The sequence below is a fragment of the Pseudomonas sp. NY15437 genome, from assembly GCF_048068435.1.
In the GTDB taxonomy this organism is placed as follows: domain Bacteria; phylum Pseudomonadota; class Gammaproteobacteria; order Pseudomonadales; family Pseudomonadaceae; genus Pseudomonas; species Pseudomonas nitroreducens_B.
The window spans coordinates 1-16,281 of record NZ_JBLUQC010000026.1 but is presented as its reverse complement, the minus strand read 5'-3'; the positions used below and the strand labels follow the sequence as shown (position 1 = coordinate 16,281).

The window sequence follows — 16,281 nt, the reverse complement described above, 5'->3', positions numbered from 1 at the left end:
TTGCGGGTCAGTTCGAGGTCCATGCTGTTCTCCTATTCCTGCACGCGCACTTCACGGAACATGCCCAGTTCCATGTGATACATCAGGTGGCAGTGATAGGCCCAGCGACCGAGCGCGTCGGCCGTTACGCGATAGCTGCGCTTCGACCCCGGCGGCATGTCGATAGTGTGCTTTCTCACCATGAAGTTGCCCTGTTCATCCTCCAAATCACTCCACATGCCATGTAAATGGATGGGATGCGTCATCATGGTGTCGTTAACCAGGGTGATACGAACACGCTCGCCATACTTGAGGAGTAGCGGCTTGGCATCAGCGAACTCAATGCCATCGAACGACCAGGAGAACTTCTCCATGTGGCCGGTCAGGTGAAGCTCGATGGTTCGGGATGGGATTCGTCCGTCAGGGTCATCGAATGTGCTCTTTAGATCGGCATAGGTCAGCACGCGCCGGCCATTGTTGCGCAAGCCAATACCTGGGTCGTTGAGCTTTGCTGTAGGGCTCATAGTCTGCATGTCGACCAAGGGGTTATTGGCTTCGGACGCAGGGTGGGATTGCATTTGTGCCCCCATTCCCTGCATCTGGCTGTGGTCCATGCCAGCCATGCTGCCATGGTCCATGCTGGACATATCCATGCCCGCCATGTCGCCATGATCCATCCCGGACATATCCATGCCGGCCATGTCGCCATGATCCATCCCGGACATATCCATGCCCGCCATGCTCCCATGGTCCATGCCTCCCATCCCCATATCGTCCATGGTGATTTGTGGGCGGGGATCTAGCGCCGGAACTGGTGCACTGATTCCTTCCTTTACCGCAAGCGTGCCTCGGGCGTAGCCGGTACGGTCCATCGATTGAGCAAAGATGGTGTAAGCGGCCTGGTCTGTCGGCTCGACAATGACGTCATAGGTTTCAGCAACGGCAATGCGGAACTCATCAACACTTACCGGCTGGACTGGCTGCCCATCTGCAGCCACTACTGTCATCTTCAGTCCGGGAATCCGAACATCGAAGTAGGTCATTGCAGAGGCGTTGATGAAGCGCAGTCGGACCTTTTCCCCGGGCTTGAAAATGCCAGTCCAATTGGTATCAGGTGCGTGACCATTGACGAGATAGGTGTAGGTATAACCACTGACGTCGGCGAGATCGGTTGGGCTCATCTTCATTTCAGCCCACATTTTTCGGTCGGCGACAGTTTTCGACCAACCCTTCTCGCTTACATCATCAATGAAATCCCCGACCGTGCGTTTATGGAAGTTATAATAACCAGAGTCTTTCTTCAGCTTGGCAAGGACACGACTGGGATTCTCATCCGACCAATCGCTCAGCATGACGACATAATCGCGGTCACAAGAAATTTTCTCTGGCTCTTTGGGGTCGATAATTAACGGCCCGAAAACGCCAAGCTGCTCCTGGAAGCCAGAGTGGCTGTGGTACCAGTAGGTACCATGCTGATTGACCTTGAATTTATATTCGTACATGCCATCGGGAGCGATTCCCTGAAAACTTAAACCCGGCACACCATCCATGTTGGCTGGGAGAATAATTCCATGCCAATGAATGGAGGTATCTTCCTTCAAGCGGTTACGAACGCGGAGCGTAATCGTGTCACCTTCACGCCAACGCAAAGTTGGCCCCGGAAGCGAGCCATTGATGGTCATCGCTGTACGAACAGCACCGGTCAGGTTGACTGAAGTTTCACCAATGAATAGGTCGAACTCGGTACCCGCAAGCACGGTCGGTTGAGTTGGACTGGTAAGAGCCCAGACGGGGGTGCGCCACAAACCGAGACCACCGAGAATGCCTGTCGCAGCAAGGCCCTTAACGAAAGTCCGTCTTGACGTTTTGTTCTGCATTCCGCTACGACCCTGCTTGAAGAGAGCTCTTAGGAACCAATTTATGGGGCCATTTTCGAGCCATTATTGAAGTAGACTTTGTATCGAGCCTCGCGATTAGAGGCTCAGATGTCCTTGAAAAAATTTGCCATATTTAGGCAGTCGCGATGATTACATTTCTGTAAGGATCAGCCTTTTCGCTACCTGCCGGGGCCCGCAGGGCGTAGACGCACACTGCCATCATTGCTGTGAGCGGCGGGCGGAAGCTTCTCTCCCTACCCACAAGCCTGTAGCGCAGCCAAAACGGCAAGCCTTGCCATCCACTAGTTTATGGCAATCTGCCCTACCATCCCTTTCTGGTAATGTCCTGGAACGTTACACGCAAATTGCAGCCCTGCTGTTTTACTAAATGTCCAAACCAACTCCTTGGTTTGGCCTGGCTCAATCAAAACACTGTTGGCGTCACTGTGATTCATGCTGGGCATGCTCATGCCGTGCATGTCACCTTCCATACCTGCCATATCGTGCTCGGCGTCGTTAACTTTCATTGCCGTGAGATAGCCACTCTTGAACATCTCCACCATTTCTTTCTGGTGCTGCACGTGCGCCGCTGCCTTGCCCAGATTGAACTCATGAAGAACCAGCCCTTCGTTTTTCAATATAAACCGAATAGTCTCGCCATTTTTTACATCTATACGAGAAGGCTCGAAGTAGAGATCCCCAATCTTAATCTCAATTGTCCGATCTGCTTTCTCCGGCACGCTACGACTTCCAAAATCGAAATTCACCGCCTTTTCACTAGCCATCGAAACTGCAGAGAGGGCAAACAAAACCCCAGCAACTAGGAAGTTCGAAAATTTAGCATTCATAGAACACCTCTTAATAGAAGTATTAATCCCAGGCCCGCACAGTTAAAAAATCATGCTCTTGGCACCAGTTCTTGAGCGGCGTACTGATTGCTAAAAAATCGGCGCCAAGGCGGCGCCGATTGGCCAAAGGAGCATTGGTAAGGCCTTAAGGGGATCGCGCAAATCATCACACCTCGTGTGCTCAGGTCGTCCAGGCGACGTACCCGCTTTAGAAGTCATCTCAACCATAGCGCTACGCGCCTTACCTTCGGCTTATGCCAAGATTACATTTCTGTAAGGATCTGGTTGGTGACAGCTAGTAGCGGCACACTCAAAGCACTGTTCAGCTATGGGTCAGAAAAATGAGACTTCTTATCGCGGAAGACGAACCCAAGATCGGCCTGTACCTGCAGCAGGGATTGAGCGAGGCCAGCTTCAATGTCGACTTGGTTAATTCGGGTACCGAAGCGCTCCAACATGCACTCAGCGAATCGTATGACCTGCTCATATTGGATGTGATGATGCCTGGGCTGACCGGGTGGGAAGTGCTACGCATGGTGCGAGCCGCCGGCAAAGACGTTCCGGTGTTGTTCCTAACCGCACGTGACGGCGTGGATGATCGCGTCAAAGGGCTTGAGTTGGGTGCAGATGATTATCTGGTCAAACCTTTCGCATTTGCCGAGCTCCTGGCGCGCGTACGCACGCTGTTACGGCGCGCGACAGCCACTCCAACTCTGGTGACCCTGAAAATTGCGAATCTCGAAGTGGATCTGCTCAAGCGTAGGGCGGTTCGTGGCGGGGTTCGCATCGACCTGACAGCAAAGGAATTCTCGCTGCTCGAGCTGTTGATGCGGAGGCGCGGGGAGGTTTTGCCGAAATCGCTGATTGCCTCCCAGGTATGGGACATGAACTTTGATAGCGATACGAATGTTATCGAGGTGGCGGTACGGCGGTTGAGGGCCAAGATCGACGATGACTTCGAGCCCAAGCTGATCCATACGATTAGGGGAATGGGGTACATGCTCGAAGAGCCCGAGCAGAAATGAAGCGACTATCCCTAACTGCTCGCATGAGCCTGATGTTCATGCTTGCTGTGGTGTCCGTCCTGACCGTTGCTGGAGTGAGCTTCAGTGAGTTCAGTCGTCGGCACTTCTGGATGCAGGATCAGCAGACGATCACCGAAAAGCTCGACTCTATTCAACAAATCCTCATGTCTGCGAATGCCAATCTAGAGAGCAGTCACATTCGTTTGGAGCTTAATGCTTTACTTGGCGCTCACCATGAGCTCGAATCGATCATTACCACGACGGATGGCAATGTACTTTTCTCGAATTCAACCATTACTAATTTGCCGGCTCAATTTTCGCAGGAAAGTGCCAGCATGTGGGAGTGGGGGAATCATGGTCGGCTGTATAGGGGTATGACTGCTCGGGTTGGCCCACAGTCGGGGCCTAGCTCGGCAACCGCCGTCCTGATATTGGATGTCACCAGCCACTCTCACTTTTTCGTGACGCTAGAACGTTGGTTTTGGATAGGCTTGGCGATCAGCGCCATTGCAAGCGGCGCCTTGGGCGTCGTGGTTGTCAGAAGTGGCTTGCGACCGATACGACAAGTTACCGCAGTGGCGGCATCGATGTCAGCAAAGTCCTTGAAAGAGCGTATCCCACTGGACCCCGTACCCTCTGAACTTCAAGAATTAGTAAGCTCCTTTAATGAGATGCTGGCCAGGCTAGACGATTCGTTTATGCGCCTCTCCAATTTTTCAGCGGATATTGCCCATGAGCTCCGCACCCCCATTACAACACTACTCACGCACACCGAGGTGATCCTCGGAAAAAAGCGCAGCATTGATGACTACGAGGAAAATCTCTACTCCAATCTTGATAGTTTGCATCATATGTCAAGAATGATTGATGACATGCTCTTCTTGGCAAAGTCTGACAATGGACTTATCACTCCTGGCTCGGCCAAGATCAATCTTGAGGAGATTGTGCGGAGGCTCTTCGAGTACTACAGCCTGCTGGCAGAGGAGCGCGGCATTGAGCTTCGCCTCAATGGTTCGTCTTGTATCCAGGGCGATAGCCTGATGCTGCATCGAGCCATTTCCAACTTGCTATCGAATGCGGTTCGTTACACCCCAGCGGGTGCAACAATCGAAGTTTTTATTGAGAGTAACGCCAATACCGTGACTCTCTCGGTCGTCAATCCTGGAGAGACAATTCCTTCCGAGCACCTGAAGAAGCTCTTCGATCGCTTCTATCGTGCCGACCCCGCGCGTCGAGAGGGGGAATCGCATAATGCAGGCCTTGGCCTCGCGATTTCACGTTCAATTGTCGAGGCGCACCATGGCCGCATCTGGTGCACCTCATCAGACGGAATGACAGCATTCCACCTGGAATTTCCACATCGCCCTTGATGGTGCGATGTCCGGGCTAGCGGCGCGTCTTGTTGAGTTCAAAACACGCTACTTGAAAGCCCCCGGCGGGAAAGCCCATTCGGCTATTGGGCTGCCGGATAGTTGGCGACAACCTCGTCGGTGCCGTCGCGGGTAAGCCCAATGATCTGGTAAGCCTGCTTGGTCTGCCCCATTTCCATGCCAGGCGAGCCGACGGGCATGCCTGGAGCCGCGATCCCAAGCAGTTCCGGACGCTTCTCCAGCTCGTGGATCTGCGCCACCGGAACATGCCCTTCGACGAATTTTCCACCGATCACTGCGGTGTGGCAGGAGGACAGACGCGGAGCAACGCCTACGCGCTGCTTGACCGCACTCATATTCGGCTCGACATGGTCGTTCACGCTGAAGCCATTGGCCTCCAGGTACTTGATCCAGCTCTTGCAGCAACCGCAGTTGGGGTCGCGGTAGACGTCGATAGTTGTGGCCGCCTGGGCGATGGAGGCCATGAACAGCCCGGCCATTGCGGTCAAGCGAAGTGCCTTGTGCATGATGCGTCCTCCCTTAGTGGCAGCAGCAGGAACTGCCACCGCAGCCGCGCGCCTTGCCACCTTCCGGGGCCTGGGCCGATGCTTCGAGCTTGGCGGGATAACCGGCATCCTGCAGCGCGGCCATCAGTGCTTGGGCATCGACATCCCCACTGACGCGCACCCGACCTGCGGCGAGGTCGACCGACACCTCGGCAACCCCTGCGACTGGTGTCAATGCATCATTCACGTGGCGAACGCACGAAGCGCAACTCATGCCTTCAACGTGCAGATCAATACTTTTCATCGTGGTGACTCCTCAACAAGTAACCTTATCGTCCGGAACACCGGCAGAACATATCCGGGATATGGAGCTATCCTCGACCTTGCCATAGTGGCAAGGTCAAGCCTCCAGCACTTAGCCTTCGATCGAGACCTTACGCAGGCGCACGGCATTGAAGACGACCGATGCCGAACTCACGCTCATGGCCAACGCAGCGATAATTGGGGACAGTAGGTGCCCCGTCAGGGGGTAGAACAACCCAGCAGCCAGGGGGATGCCCATGGCGTTGTAGGCGAAGGCGAAGGCCAGGTTCTGGTGCATGTTGCGCACCGTCGCCATGGATAGGTTACGGGCGCGGAGAATGCCGAGCAGGTCGCCTTTGACCAGGGTAACTTGGGCACTATTCATCGCAACGTCGGTACCGGTACCCATGGCAATACCAACATCGGCGCGCGCCAGGGCAGGCGCATCGTTGATGCCGTCGCCGGCCATAGCGACACGATGCCCAGCCGCCTGGAGGTTGGCGGTCAGGCGCTCCTTATCCTGTGGCTTGACCTCGCCATGCACTTCTTCGATACCCAATTGGCGGGCCACCGCACGCGCCGTGGTCGGACCGTCGCCAGTGGCCATAATGACCCTGACGCCAGCATCCTGAAGGTATTGCACGGCCTGCCTGGAGGTCGGCTTGATTGGGTCAGCTACCGCCAGCAAGCCGGCCAAGGTACCGTCTACCGCCAGGTACATGATGCTTGCGCCTTCTCTACGCAGTTGTTCGGCACGTGCTTGCAGGGCCTCGCAGGACACGCCCGCATCGGCCAGCAAGGCAGTGTTGCCCAGCAGCAGGCGCCTCCCATCGACCCGGCCTCGCACTCCAATCCCCGAGGCGCTCTCGAACTCATCCGTTTCGCTCAACGCCAGCCCCTGCACCCTGGCCTGATCGACAATGGCATGCGCCAGTGGATGCTCACTGCCTTGGTCAAGGCTGGCGGCCAGCCGCAGAACCTCTTCAGCACGGAAGCCGGACGCAGCTTCGACACTCTGGAAGGCCGGGCGCCCTTCGGTGAGGGTGCCAGTTTTGTCGACGATCAGCGTATCGATCTTGCGCAGGTTCTCGATGGCCGCCGCATCGCGGAACAGCACCCCGCTGCCAGCAGCCTTGCCCGTAGCGACCATTACGGACATCGGGGTCGCCAGGCCGAGGGCGCAGGGGCAGGCGATGATCAGCACCGCCACGGCGTTGATCAGACCAAACACCCAACTGGGCTGCGGCCCCCAGACTCCCCAACCAATCAGAGTCAGAGCCGCGATGGCGATGACGACCATCACGAAGTAGCCGGCAATGACGTCGGCCAGGCGCTGCATCGGCGCCTTCGAGCGTTGCGCCTGCACAACCATCTGCACGATCTGCGCAAGCATGGTTTCCGAACCGACCTTTTGCGCCTGCATCACCAGGCTGCCATGGGTATTTAAAGTAGCACCGATGAGCGTGCCGCCCACTTGCTTGAGCACCGGCAGAGGTTCGCCAGTCAGCATGGACTCATCGACAGCGCTTTCTCCCTGTACGACCAGGCCATCGACCGGAACCTTCTCTCCGGGGCGGACGCGCAATCGATCGCCTGGGTGCACATGGCTCTGCGGGATGTCCTCTTCACTGCCATCGGCATTGATCCGTCGGGCTGTCTTCGGTGCTAAGCCAAGTAGCGACTTGATGGCTGCCGAGGTCTGCGAGCGCGCCTTGAGCTCGAGCATTTGACCCAGCAGGGTGAGCGAGATGATGACAGCTGCCGCCTCGAAGTAGACGCCGATGCGGCCCTCCATCATGAAGTTCGCCGGAAAGACCGCCGGCGCCAGAGTGGCCACGAGGCTATAGAGATAGGCGGCGGCAGTCCCCAGACCAATCAGCGTCCACATGTTGGGGCTGCGCTGGAGCACCGAGCGCACTCCGCGCACGTAGAACGGCCACCCCGCCCAAAGCACTACCGGGCTAGCGATCACCAGCTCGACCCAGTTCTGCGTGGCACCATGGAATAGGTTCAAGGCATGCCCGCCCATGGCCAGGAGCGTGACAACGATAGTCAGTGGCAAAGTCCACCAGAAGCGCCGGGAGAAATCCCGGAGCTCGGGGTTCTCCTCCTGCTCCAGTTCCGGCAGCACCGGCTCCAGAGTCATGCCGCACTTTGGGCAGGTGCCTGGGCCGAGCTGACGTATCTCGGGGTGCATTGGGCAGGTGTACCACGTGTCACCTGCAGTTGTCGGAAGCTTAGTCGTCTCCCCATGCGCAGCAGGGCCATAGAGATCCGGTGCCGCCTTGAACTTCGACAGGCACTTTTCGCTGCAGAACCGGTAGGCCTTCCCGGCGTACTGCAGCTGATGCGGACTGTCTATTTTGACCGTCATCCCGCAGACAGGATCTTTCACTTCGCCGGAGGAGGTTTTGTTTCCGGGTAATGAGTGTGCATGTTCATGACCGTGCATGAGTCAGCCTCTTTCGTCGTCCTTGGGGGCATTGTCTGTTCCGCTATGATGGCCGTGGCCGCCGTGGTGATGGCCAAACAGGTGCATCAGGGGACACAGCAGCAAGATCGCGTATGGCAACAGCAGCGGGATATGACCGTAGTGCTCACGAGCCAGGTAGAACAAGGCAATGACCAGCAACATACCCAGGGCAATACCGGGCTTACTGCGCCAAAAGGACGGCGGAGGCTGATGGGATGAAGGCGAAGTGTTCATGAGTATTCTCCAGGGCGAAAGTGGGGGTGCTCCGTCTTGGCCTGAGGATGCTTCCGTCCTGCAGACCAAGGCTGGAGCCGCGCCATGTGATTACTGGGCTGGTTTCTGGGCTGGCTGGTCCATGGAGTGCTGCATGGGCATGCCCTTCATGTCCGACTGCGAGCCCATCATGCCGGCCTGCTGATCCATCATTTGCATCATCATTCCCATCATCTTCGAATCCATCATCTTCATGTGCTGGCCCATGCCTTTGCCGGCGCAGCCGTTCTGCATCATGCCCAGGCCTTCTTTCATTGCTTGCATGCCGTCATGCATGGCCGCCTGGCGCTCCTCTGGGGTTTTAGCGGCAGCGAGCCTGTCGTGAATGACCTGCATCTTCTGCATCTGTTCGGCCATGGCCTTTTCCTGGCCCTGAGTCGGCGCCGATGTGTTCTCGGCTTTCGTCGGCGCCTGATCGGGGTGATGTTCGTCGACAGCCACGGCAAGCAGAGGGCTGCTAATCAGTACGGCGGCGACAAGCGATTTGAGGGTGATGTTCATGGCGATCTCCAGGTGTTTCCACGGGTGAAATGAAGCGCAGCCGCGCCTAGTCGTGCAGGCGCAGCAAGACTGTGCGCCCGGTGGTCCGGGTGCACGGAAGGTAGGTCAATCGTTGAAGCGGACGAAGCTCAGGCGTGCCGGCGGCCGGGGCGGCGCAGGCAGGTGCATGGCGAGTGCGCCAAAGCGCGGAGGGATGACGGAGGGCAGGAAAAGGACGGGAAGCGTGAGCAGGAGCACCCAGAGAGCCTGGTCGAAGAGAAGATACCCCGGTGCCAGATTGAGCGCAGATGCGCTGTCGTCGCAGAATTGCAGGCAGCCACTGGCATGAAGCTGGTGCGCTGGACCGTCCAGGCTGGCCGAGACGTCTGCATGGACGAGTGCGGGGTCATGCGCCGGGTACGACAGACAGCCATGGCTTGCCGCAACCCCGAACGCCAGCACCCACAGCACCAAGGCTATGCGTAGCAGCGTGCGTTGATGGTTCCGGAACCAGGTCATCTGCTCAGCCCGTAGCAAAAGTAAGTTAGACATTACCGCTGGCAGCTCTGCGACACTTGATTCGGATCAAACAAAGCTGCTGGTTTCACAACAGTCTAGATACCGACATGGGCCTCCGCCTTGGGTCGGAAGCTGGGACCTCACGATCTGATTACATGACCACCCCATTCTTGACCTCAAGGGCGCGCTCCATACTCCCGTCACGCTCGCCAAATAGAATCTTGGTCTCTTGCATTAGCCCCACCTGCTCATGGCACGCGGATTCAAATAAAGTGCAGCAATAGGGGGCCGATTGAATTAGTCAGATCACGAAGATGCCAGATTAATTCAAGCAGAATTAAGTCCAATCAGACAGCGCTGCTGGGCTTGTCGGCAGGCATAAGCAGACGCCTCAAATGAAAAAGCGCCGAGGGCAAGAGGGCCAACGGCGCTTTCAGTGCAGTGGTCTTCGACGCCACTTAGGGCTGCAGCCAAGACTCGACAGCGTCATTGCCAAACTCTGCTTTCCAGGCCTTAAGAACCTTGTGATTCCCCCCCTTGGTCTCAACGACCTCGTTGGTGTGTGGATTCTTGTAGACCTTGATCGTACGAGCGCGACGGCCAGGTTTGGCGGGGCGGGTACGCAGGCCGCGCTGGGAGTCAGGATCGAGAATCGCGATGATGTCCTTGAGCGACTTGCCATAGCTACTGAGGAGATTCTTGAGTTTCTCTTCGAACTCAATCTCTTTCTTCAGGCCAGCATCATTCTTCAGAGACTCAAGATAAGCCAACTGATCGGCCAAAGCCTTTTCAGCTGCACGGAACTCAGCAAGCCTGGACATATACCACTCCAACTCAAGAACAATAAAGTCCCCCAATTCTAAAGCAGAGAAGCAGGGCTGGCTACAAGCAGAAGAATACAATCTCAGGCTGCGGACGCCTTCCTAGGGGCGCGTGGCTTACGCTCTTTCACAGGCTTTGCTGTCGCGTCAGCCGCCTTCTTTTTCCTCTGCCGAACATCTTTGTCCTTCGGTTCAAACCCAAGAATCACTCCAATATGCCGAACTTTGAAGGGTGTTCCTGAACGATCATGCTTGTGTGTCGAATTGAAGACGAATGTGCTGCGAGTCGCGTTATCATGGTCAGAGTAATCTTGAAGGCCCCGACCTTGCAGATCTGCTCGCCAGTTCTTGATGACATCTGCAGCGTTGTTAGTCTTGATATAAATTAACAGGCCGCCGCAATCTTGCCCCTCGTCCCCAGTCGAGTACCTAGTACAAAGTTGTTGAAAACCTTGGAACAAGTAGTCGTAGCCGCTATGAATCTTTGCTTCGCCGATCCATAAAAAATTCCTGCGGTGTCTCACCGCAATATCAGAGTGCCCGCCAATCTTCTCATCGTGAGTGGCTTTATAGCCTAATACATTGAGTGTACGCTTCAACTCCAACGAGATACGATCCTCACCATCGTCCTTCATCAACTCCGGATTGAGTTGCATTTCAGCGATAATTGACTCCAAATCCTCATATAAGACATCAACAAAATCTTGATATGTATTTGCAAGCAAGCGCCGAGGAAAGTTGGCGAGTTCCGGAATGTATCCGGATAGCTTCTCAAGATCTTCAAGAGTAAAGTCTTTAAGCTCAGCAGCCATTACGCAACATCTCCTAGAATGGCCTTCCCCGGAGCGAAAAATGGATAGACTTTACTTTTGAAATCAGGGACAGGCTCGCCAGTCTCTGGGTTGTACAGAACACCTTCTGCCTGCATCTGCTCTAGGTATTCATCCTCTAGCAGAATCGTTTCATCCCCAATGATGAGCTCATATTTAACTTCTAGAGCTTGCAATCGCGCACCAGAAAGATACTGAATTACACGCAGTACAAAACCTGGATCTTGCGCCTCAAGAATCTTACAGATTCTAGAAAAGGTTAGGTGCTTCACAGAGGGGGTGGCGTACAGGAATTCGACGATAATTGCGGATGCGTCGGCAATTGGCTGCCCGCCGCAATCGTCAGCAATTAACTCGAGCAAGTACGCCTTTTCCACAATTACAGAACCTTGTTTAGCACGAAGTTATAATCGTCTTCGGACGCGCAGTTTAGCACATGAATGATATTGACGGCGGGCTCTGACTCGCTGGCAATAATAAAATTCGACGGAATGCTCACTTCGGGATGCCCATATCCTGAGGGGGACAGCCAGTGCTTGGAAATCTGGTGAATATTCAACCCTTTAACCGCATCGGCGCCACCGTTGTGGTAAGGGTCGGATCGAACGTCCATGGTCTTGTGGCGCATCCTTTCGTGGTACATTCCTGAGGCGTCAGTCAGGTGACCGAGTTCACCCACTATTCCATCTTTGTCAGCATAGAGCCTGTCGAGTGCGTCATAGAAATTGACGGGGGCCGGCCACTGCAACTTGCTCGAAAATACATCCTTGTATTTATTTTGAATTACCAGCCTTATGCGATGAAGCCTTTTTTGTACATCATCGCTATTGAATTTCTTGATGCCATCTACCCTGATTTCAAGCGTATTATGGACTTTAGAGATAGAGACAGAGTCAAAGAGCTGGACAGGAGTCCGACGGATGCCGATTAGCTCATCGAAACTTCCGTAATTCTCCCGCGCCTCCTCGTCCATCAGCTCTGCAGGGAGCTCGGCACGTTCGGTAAGATTTTGGCGAGAGCAGAAAATGAAGTTAGAGCCTCCCACAAAGTCCCATTGATCAACGCAGGTCACTTCAAGTGGCGCTTCCAGAAGCTCATCGCGAGAGAGTGGTACTGGGAAGGACTCGAGATATGGCGACTCGGAGTCAATAAAGTCTGTGGATAGAGCGATAAGCAAGTCCGCAGTCAGGGACTTGCCAAGATCGTAGATTACAACTGCTTTATCGGTGTAGAGCGTGAGCTCGTCGTGGATGGTCTGGATTGTATCCAGAAACTCATCTTTCTTGGCCGGATCTTTAACATACGGCTCTAGCTTTTTTACCGTGGCGGCCCAGCCAGTAGACACTGGCAGTTCATTTGCCTTCAGTGCATTTCGAAAGCTAATAAACGAAATGTCACGTGCCTGAAGGGCTGCTATTAATTCAAAAGCCGTCATAAGCCTTCCTTGCATTTAGTGTTACGCCCTGGCTTGGCTGTCATGATTCGGTTGATTTCAGCTCTTTTCGGCCAATACGGCCAGCAATTTAAATGCAGCCGAAATCGTTGGCGTAGGCGGGCCAAGGAAACTGAAAAATAAGGACAAGGGGGCGAGGGGCGGGCGCTGCGAGTGCGCGGTTGATAGCGAACGGCATCCTTGCGGTCTCCCTTTATTCGTCCTTGATCAGTAACGCTGCTAGTGACTCTAGTCTTCGCCATTCTCTTAGCGTCAGCACTTTGACGCAAACAGGGCTACTGCGAGTTCACTATGCCTAAGGGGGAGATGGGATAGCAAGAGTAGGCGTCTGATGCGCTGTGAGTCTGCAGATTTCTATCTCGCTTTGATTAGCTATTCTTCACTGATTAGCTGTACAGCTAATCACACGATTTTAGCTAATTTGTCCTGGCCTTCTGGCCAGCCAATCAACCTGGGTGACCGCATCTGCGATGGCACATTCCTCGGACAAGCACCAGCAATCCCCCTTCGAGCGAGAGATGCTTGGCCTGGTCAGGCAGGCCCTGACAGAGGCTATCGACAGAGATGTCCGAGTAGCCACCAGATCGACGATCACCCTCTCAGGGCGACCAGATGGCTTGCTCAAGTTCGACTGGGACGGAGAACCTGTGTTCGTGGCGATAGAGGTCATTCGAACCGCCTATCCCCGGGATATCCCTGGAGTGATGTGGCACCTCGATGCACTGGTACTACGCCGGGAAAAAGCAAAGCCAGGAGCTCTCATCAAGTTGATCGCAGCGGAGCACCTCAGCCCTGGTGCGAAGTCGATACTCAAAGATAACGGCTACGCCTTCTTTGAGCGCAGCGGCAGTCTTTTTCTGCGCATGAAAAAAATGTTCGTCAACATCGAGCGCCCAGCGAAATTTCCACCCCGAGCACAGGCTACTGACTTATTCACAGAAGCCCGAGAAGGGGCAGTACATGGACTGCTCAGGAACGCCTTTCAGTGGATGGCAGGTGCGGACCTCGCAGAGCTATCACAGACCTCCACCTACACCTGCTCTGTTGTTCTACAGGAGCTAGAGCGCCGAATGTGGTGCGAAGCCCAAGGCGCCAGCAGAACCAAGCGGCGCAGACTCATTCAGCCAGGACAGCTCCTCGACGACTGGGCTGCAGATTGGCAAAAGAGAAGCGTAAACAGATGCCGCGGTTACGTCTTCGTCGAAAACCCTCATCTGTTGATCGATCAGCTTGCCTACCTAGTGACGGAGTCTGGAGTGGACTTTCCTTGGGCTTTTACTGGAGCAGCGGCAGCCAATATCTATGCCCCATTGCTCACTAGTGTTAATTCCGCTGAAATCATCGTTCCACTAGGGTATGCGGGAATTCTGGGGATGGCCTTAAAGATGAAACCCGCGTCAAAAGGCAGCAACGTCACGATCGTCGAGCGTGGAGGCGCCGGTCTACAGTTTAGAGAGACCCATTCCGCGTATCCCGCCTACTTCGCCAGCCCATTCATCCAGTACCTCGATCTGCTTGATGGGCATGGAAGAAATAAAGAGTTGGCAGCCTATCTCCGAGAAAAAATGGAGCAAAAATGGGTGGCGGTCTGAAACCTCTTATCCCGAAGGGATCAGAGGTCTCAACCGGCAAAACGCAGCTATCTAACTAAGCACAAGGCTCGAAAAGGGCCGTCTGGAATCGTCGATTCGGCAGATGAACGCACCCGACATGTACCTAGCTTTTGTCCGGAACCTTTCCTTCGACGCCCACTGCACCGGCTAACCTGCCGGTGGGCTCTAGCTCCCGCCCCTTCGACAGTCCGACTCTGATAAGACGCTCTTCAAACTCAGTCATGCTTCCGGCCAGGTGTCTAGCTTCAGCTTGGTACTCGGCAATGAGTTGTGAATTTGCTTTCCGCTTTTTCTTGGACATTGGCAGTTCTCAGAGCGGTTTTTTTGATGCGGTTGCATCAGAGGGGCCTCGGTCATTTCGAATCAAATCGCCTTCCACGCCAGCTACATACTACCCCGCAGCTTCCTAATGCTCCCAACGCATCACGCACAAATGCTTCGAGCTGGCGTGGCAATGGCTGACAGCTAAGTGCCTCGGGATCGACCTTGGTAAGCCTGGCGATAGTAAACAAATCAAGGCTGAACCAACACATGAATCGCCAAAGGCCAAGTCCCTCTGTATGCGCGATCGACTCCATGAACTCCATAGTGCTGCTCGGTACAGATGCATCAAGGTATTCGCACCGCCACCCTGGAATACGTGCTGACCAGCCTTCTACTGCGGAATAGGCTCCGAAGAGGCAGAGCTTGGTCGAACGCTCAATGAAAGCTAGAACCTCCGGCGGCACTACGTTCGCTGCGTCTTGACGCCTGCTCGGCGGAAGGCTCCCGAGGTGCCGCAAGCATTCAGCTACCAGGTCCTCCAGGACGCAATCGCGTACGTTGAACTTCTGATCGACAACGAAGGTGATCGCTCGTTGGCAGGAAAAGAAGAGTGCCTGTCCGGTTCTGAAGGGCATTTCAGGGGCCTTGTCAGTCAGCGGGCAGATTACGAAGCGCGCTGGAGATGAACCTCGGCATCGAACACCATTGCTGTCGGAGTGCAAAACTCGGGGCGCTCAGACGTCGCCGTTAGATAGCTCTGCCCTCCTTCGACGCGAATGCTGTATCCGGCCATCTCGCCATGCCTGTCCACAACTTCACTAACTTCAAGCAGAGGCTCCATGAGCCAGTGGCCTGCTGAGTTCACAGCAGCAGGGGTGACGACCAAGGCCTCCTCAATCCAAAGCCTTTTGCCGATCTTCGCCACGAAATCCTGGAGCTCTTGGACGGTAGGGATGAGCATCATGCTGCGGTACGACGCCTTGCCATGCGCTCGAACTATTTGGAGATAGAACCAGGGCAGGATCAGGTCCTGCTCCACGAGAGACCAGAGCTGGTCCCCATTAGAGCCTCGAAGTAGCCCGCCGAAAAATTCCGATTTGCGGTTCGTCAGGAACACAGCAGGACCCTCCTAACCTTAATGAGAAGACGTCAATGAACAATATATTTTGTAGTCATATATTGTTCAATGCCGCTTCATCCTTCCTTTTTGTGGAATCACAAAATGGAAGTCAGAGAGGCATTCGGCAAAGCGTTGCGACTGGCACGAATTAAACGGGGGCTGACTCAAGAAGATTTCTCTGTGGTTAGCAGCCGTACCTTCGTGAGCTTGCTGGAGCGAGGAGCCACCGCTCCAACGATCGACAAGATCGAGGATCTATGCAACGTACTCGCCGTTCACCCAGCCACGCTGTTCGCCATCACTTACCTCATCAAGGAAGGCACCTTGGAAAGCCGAGAGAGGACACTGCAGCGCGTGATACAAGAGCTAGACGATCTCCTGAGCTGACGGCACTGAAACAGGCGCACCCCGCACATTTAGGACTCAGAATTTATGACAACCCCAAATATCATTGATCTGAAATTGTCTTACAAATCAGATTAATACATGATTATTTAGGATTTCCAGGATGCCCCTGGGGTAACTAA

Annotated in this window: 17 protein-coding genes; 4 read left to right on the top strand and 13 right to left on the bottom strand. The window is 54.7% G+C overall.

The window, feature by feature from the left end:
- Window positions 1-32: 32 nt before the first annotated feature.
- Window positions 33-1,856, bottom strand: a complete 1,824-nt coding sequence (locus tag ACNFIA_RS31345) for a copper resistance system multicopper oxidase (RefSeq protein ID WP_170859051.1) — start codon at window positions 1,854-1,856, stop codon at window positions 33-35.
- A 302-nt stretch (window positions 1,857-2,158) separates the two neighbouring features.
- Window positions 2,159-2,704: a cupredoxin domain-containing protein gene (locus ACNFIA_RS31340; RefSeq protein WP_170859052.1), complete on the bottom strand. Its 546-nt coding sequence runs from the start codon at window positions 2,702-2,704 to the stop codon at window positions 2,159-2,161.
- A 341-nt stretch (window positions 2,705-3,045) separates the two neighbouring features.
- Between ACNFIA_RS31340 and ACNFIA_RS31335 the strand changes: the two genes are divergently transcribed.
- Together ACNFIA_RS31335 and ACNFIA_RS31330 are read left to right on the top strand one after the other, a co-directional pair.
- On the top strand, window positions 3,046-3,729 hold the full coding sequence (locus ACNFIA_RS31335) for a heavy metal response regulator transcription factor (RefSeq protein ID WP_170859053.1): 684 nt from the start codon (window positions 3,046-3,048) through the stop codon (window positions 3,727-3,729).
- The gene (locus tag ACNFIA_RS31330) at window positions 3,726-5,099 is read left to right on the top strand and encodes a heavy metal sensor histidine kinase (RefSeq protein WP_170859054.1); all 1,374 of its coding nucleotides are present in this window, start codon (window positions 3,726-3,728) and stop codon (window positions 5,097-5,099) included. Before ACNFIA_RS31335 ends, ACNFIA_RS31330 begins: the two co-directional genes overlap by 4 nt.
- Window positions 5,100-5,182: 83 nt before the next feature.
- On the opposite strand, the gene ACNFIA_RS31325 is transcribed toward ACNFIA_RS31330, so the two are convergent.
- From ACNFIA_RS31325 to ACNFIA_RS31280, 10 genes are all read right to left on the bottom strand, one after another.
- The gene (locus ACNFIA_RS31325) at window positions 5,183-5,626 is read right to left on the bottom strand and encodes a DUF411 domain-containing protein (RefSeq protein ID WP_170859055.1); all 444 of its coding nucleotides are present in this window, start codon (window positions 5,624-5,626) and stop codon (window positions 5,183-5,185) included.
- Between the two features lie 13 nt (window positions 5,627-5,639).
- The gene (locus ACNFIA_RS31320) at window positions 5,640-5,909 is read right to left on the bottom strand and encodes a heavy-metal-associated domain-containing protein (protein ID WP_170859056.1); all 270 of its coding nucleotides are present in this window, start codon (window positions 5,907-5,909) and stop codon (window positions 5,640-5,642) included.
- 111 nt (window positions 5,910-6,020) lie between these two features.
- Entirely contained in the window at window positions 6,021-8,282 is a 2,262-nt protein-coding gene (locus ACNFIA_RS31315; protein ID WP_231387433.1) for a heavy metal translocating P-type ATPase, read from the bottom strand.
- An 81-nt stretch (window positions 8,283-8,363) separates the two neighbouring features.
- A complete protein-coding gene (locus ACNFIA_RS31310; RefSeq protein WP_226046644.1) occupies window positions 8,364-8,615 on the bottom strand; it encodes a DUF2933 domain-containing protein in 252 nt (83 codons plus the stop codon).
- 90 nt (window positions 8,616-8,705) lie between these two features.
- Window positions 8,706-9,155: a hypothetical protein gene (locus ACNFIA_RS31305; RefSeq protein WP_170859057.1), complete on the bottom strand. Its 450-nt coding sequence runs from the start codon at window positions 9,153-9,155 to the stop codon at window positions 8,706-8,708.
- Between the two features lie 105 nt (window positions 9,156-9,260).
- Window positions 9,261-9,653, bottom strand: a complete 393-nt coding sequence (locus ACNFIA_RS31300) for a hypothetical protein (RefSeq protein WP_226046642.1) — start codon at window positions 9,651-9,653, stop codon at window positions 9,261-9,263.
- Between the two features lie 458 nt (window positions 9,654-10,111).
- Window positions 10,112-10,474: a histone-like nucleoid-structuring protein, MvaT/MvaU family gene (locus tag ACNFIA_RS31295; RefSeq protein ID WP_170859059.1), complete on the bottom strand. Its 363-nt coding sequence runs from the start codon at window positions 10,472-10,474 to the stop codon at window positions 10,112-10,114.
- 83 nt (window positions 10,475-10,557) lie between these two features.
- On the bottom strand, window positions 10,558-11,286 hold the full coding sequence (locus ACNFIA_RS31290; RefSeq protein ID WP_170859060.1) for a hypothetical protein: 729 nt from the start codon (window positions 11,284-11,286) through the stop codon (window positions 10,558-10,560).
- On the bottom strand, window positions 11,286-11,666 hold the full coding sequence (locus ACNFIA_RS31285; protein ID WP_170859061.1) for a hypothetical protein: 381 nt from the start codon (window positions 11,664-11,666) through the stop codon (window positions 11,286-11,288). Before ACNFIA_RS31285 ends, ACNFIA_RS31290 begins: the two co-directional genes overlap by 1 nt.
- A 17-nt stretch (window positions 11,667-11,683) precedes the next feature.
- Window positions 11,684-12,739 carry a hypothetical protein gene (locus tag ACNFIA_RS31280; protein ID WP_170859062.1) on the bottom strand — a complete coding sequence of 352 codons (1,056 nt, stop codon included), beginning with the start codon at window positions 12,737-12,739 and terminating at the stop codon, window positions 11,684-11,686.
- A 536-nt stretch (window positions 12,740-13,275) separates the two neighbouring features.
- Between ACNFIA_RS31280 and ACNFIA_RS31275 the strand changes: the two genes are divergently transcribed.
- Window positions 13,276-14,349, top strand: coding sequence for a type IV toxin-antitoxin system AbiEi family antitoxin (locus ACNFIA_RS31275; RefSeq protein ID WP_170859063.1), 1,074 nt, complete (start codon window positions 13,276-13,278; stop codon window positions 14,347-14,349).
- A gap of 949 nt (window positions 14,350-15,298) precedes the next feature.
- Here ACNFIA_RS31275 and ACNFIA_RS31270 read toward each other — a convergent pair.
- Window positions 15,299-15,751: a hypothetical protein gene (locus ACNFIA_RS31270; protein WP_170859064.1), complete on the bottom strand. Its 453-nt coding sequence runs from the start codon at window positions 15,749-15,751 to the stop codon at window positions 15,299-15,301.
- A 105-nt stretch (window positions 15,752-15,856) separates the two neighbouring features.
- On the opposite strand from ACNFIA_RS31270, the gene ACNFIA_RS31265 reads away from it, so the two are divergent.
- Window positions 15,857-16,141, top strand: coding sequence for a helix-turn-helix domain-containing protein (locus ACNFIA_RS31265; RefSeq protein WP_170859065.1), 285 nt, complete (start codon window positions 15,857-15,859; stop codon window positions 16,139-16,141).
- The last annotated feature ends 140 nt before the right edge of the window (window positions 16,142-16,281 follow it).

Bases quoted from the DNA above. Each gene is read 5' to 3' on its own strand.
- ACNFIA_RS31315 (WP_231387433.1), bottom strand. From the start codon at position 8,282: ATGACGGTCAAAATAGACAGTCCGCATCAGCTGCAGTACGCCGGGAAG.
- ACNFIA_RS31265 (WP_170859065.1), top strand. From the start codon at position 15,857: ATGGAAGTCAGAGAGGCATTCGGCAAAGCGTTGCGACTGGCACGAATT.
- ACNFIA_RS31295 (WP_170859059.1), bottom strand. From the start codon at position 10,474: ATGTCCAGGCTTGCTGAGTTCCGTGCAGCTGAAAAGGCTTTGGCCGAT.
- ACNFIA_RS31305 (WP_170859057.1), bottom strand. From the start codon at position 9,155: ATGAACATCACCCTCAAATCGCTTGTCGCCGCCGTACTGATTAGCAGC.
- ACNFIA_RS31340 (WP_170859052.1), bottom strand. From the start codon at position 2,704: ATGAATGCTAAATTTTCGAACTTCCTAGTTGCTGGGGTTTTGTTTGCC.
- ACNFIA_RS31330 (WP_170859054.1), top strand. From the start codon at position 3,726: ATGAAGCGACTATCCCTAACTGCTCGCATGAGCCTGATGTTCATGCTT.
- ACNFIA_RS31275 (WP_170859063.1), top strand. From the start codon at position 13,276: ATGCTTGGCCTGGTCAGGCAGGCCCTGACAGAGGCTATCGACAGAGAT.
- ACNFIA_RS31325 (WP_170859055.1), bottom strand. From the start codon at position 5,626: ATGCACAAGGCACTTCGCTTGACCGCAATGGCCGGGCTGTTCATGGCC.
- ACNFIA_RS31280 (WP_170859062.1), bottom strand. From the start codon at position 12,739: ATGACGGCTTTTGAATTAATAGCAGCCCTTCAGGCACGTGACATTTCG.
- ACNFIA_RS31335 (WP_170859053.1), top strand. From the start codon at position 3,046: ATGAGACTTCTTATCGCGGAAGACGAACCCAAGATCGGCCTGTACCTG.
- ACNFIA_RS31290 (WP_170859060.1), bottom strand. From the start codon at position 11,286: ATGGCTGCTGAGCTTAAAGACTTTACTCTTGAAGATCTTGAGAAGCTA.
- ACNFIA_RS31345 (WP_170859051.1), bottom strand. From the start codon at position 1,856: ATGCAGAACAAAACGTCAAGACGGACTTTCGTTAAGGGCCTTGCTGCG.
- ACNFIA_RS31320 (WP_170859056.1), bottom strand. From the start codon at position 5,909: ATGAAAAGTATTGATCTGCACGTTGAAGGCATGAGTTGCGCTTCGTGC.
- ACNFIA_RS31300 (WP_226046642.1), bottom strand. From the start codon at position 9,653: ATGACCTGGTTCCGGAACCATCAACGCACGCTGCTACGCATAGCCTTG.
- ACNFIA_RS31310 (WP_226046644.1), bottom strand. From the start codon at position 8,615: ATGAACACTTCGCCTTCATCCCATCAGCCTCCGCCGTCCTTTTGGCGC.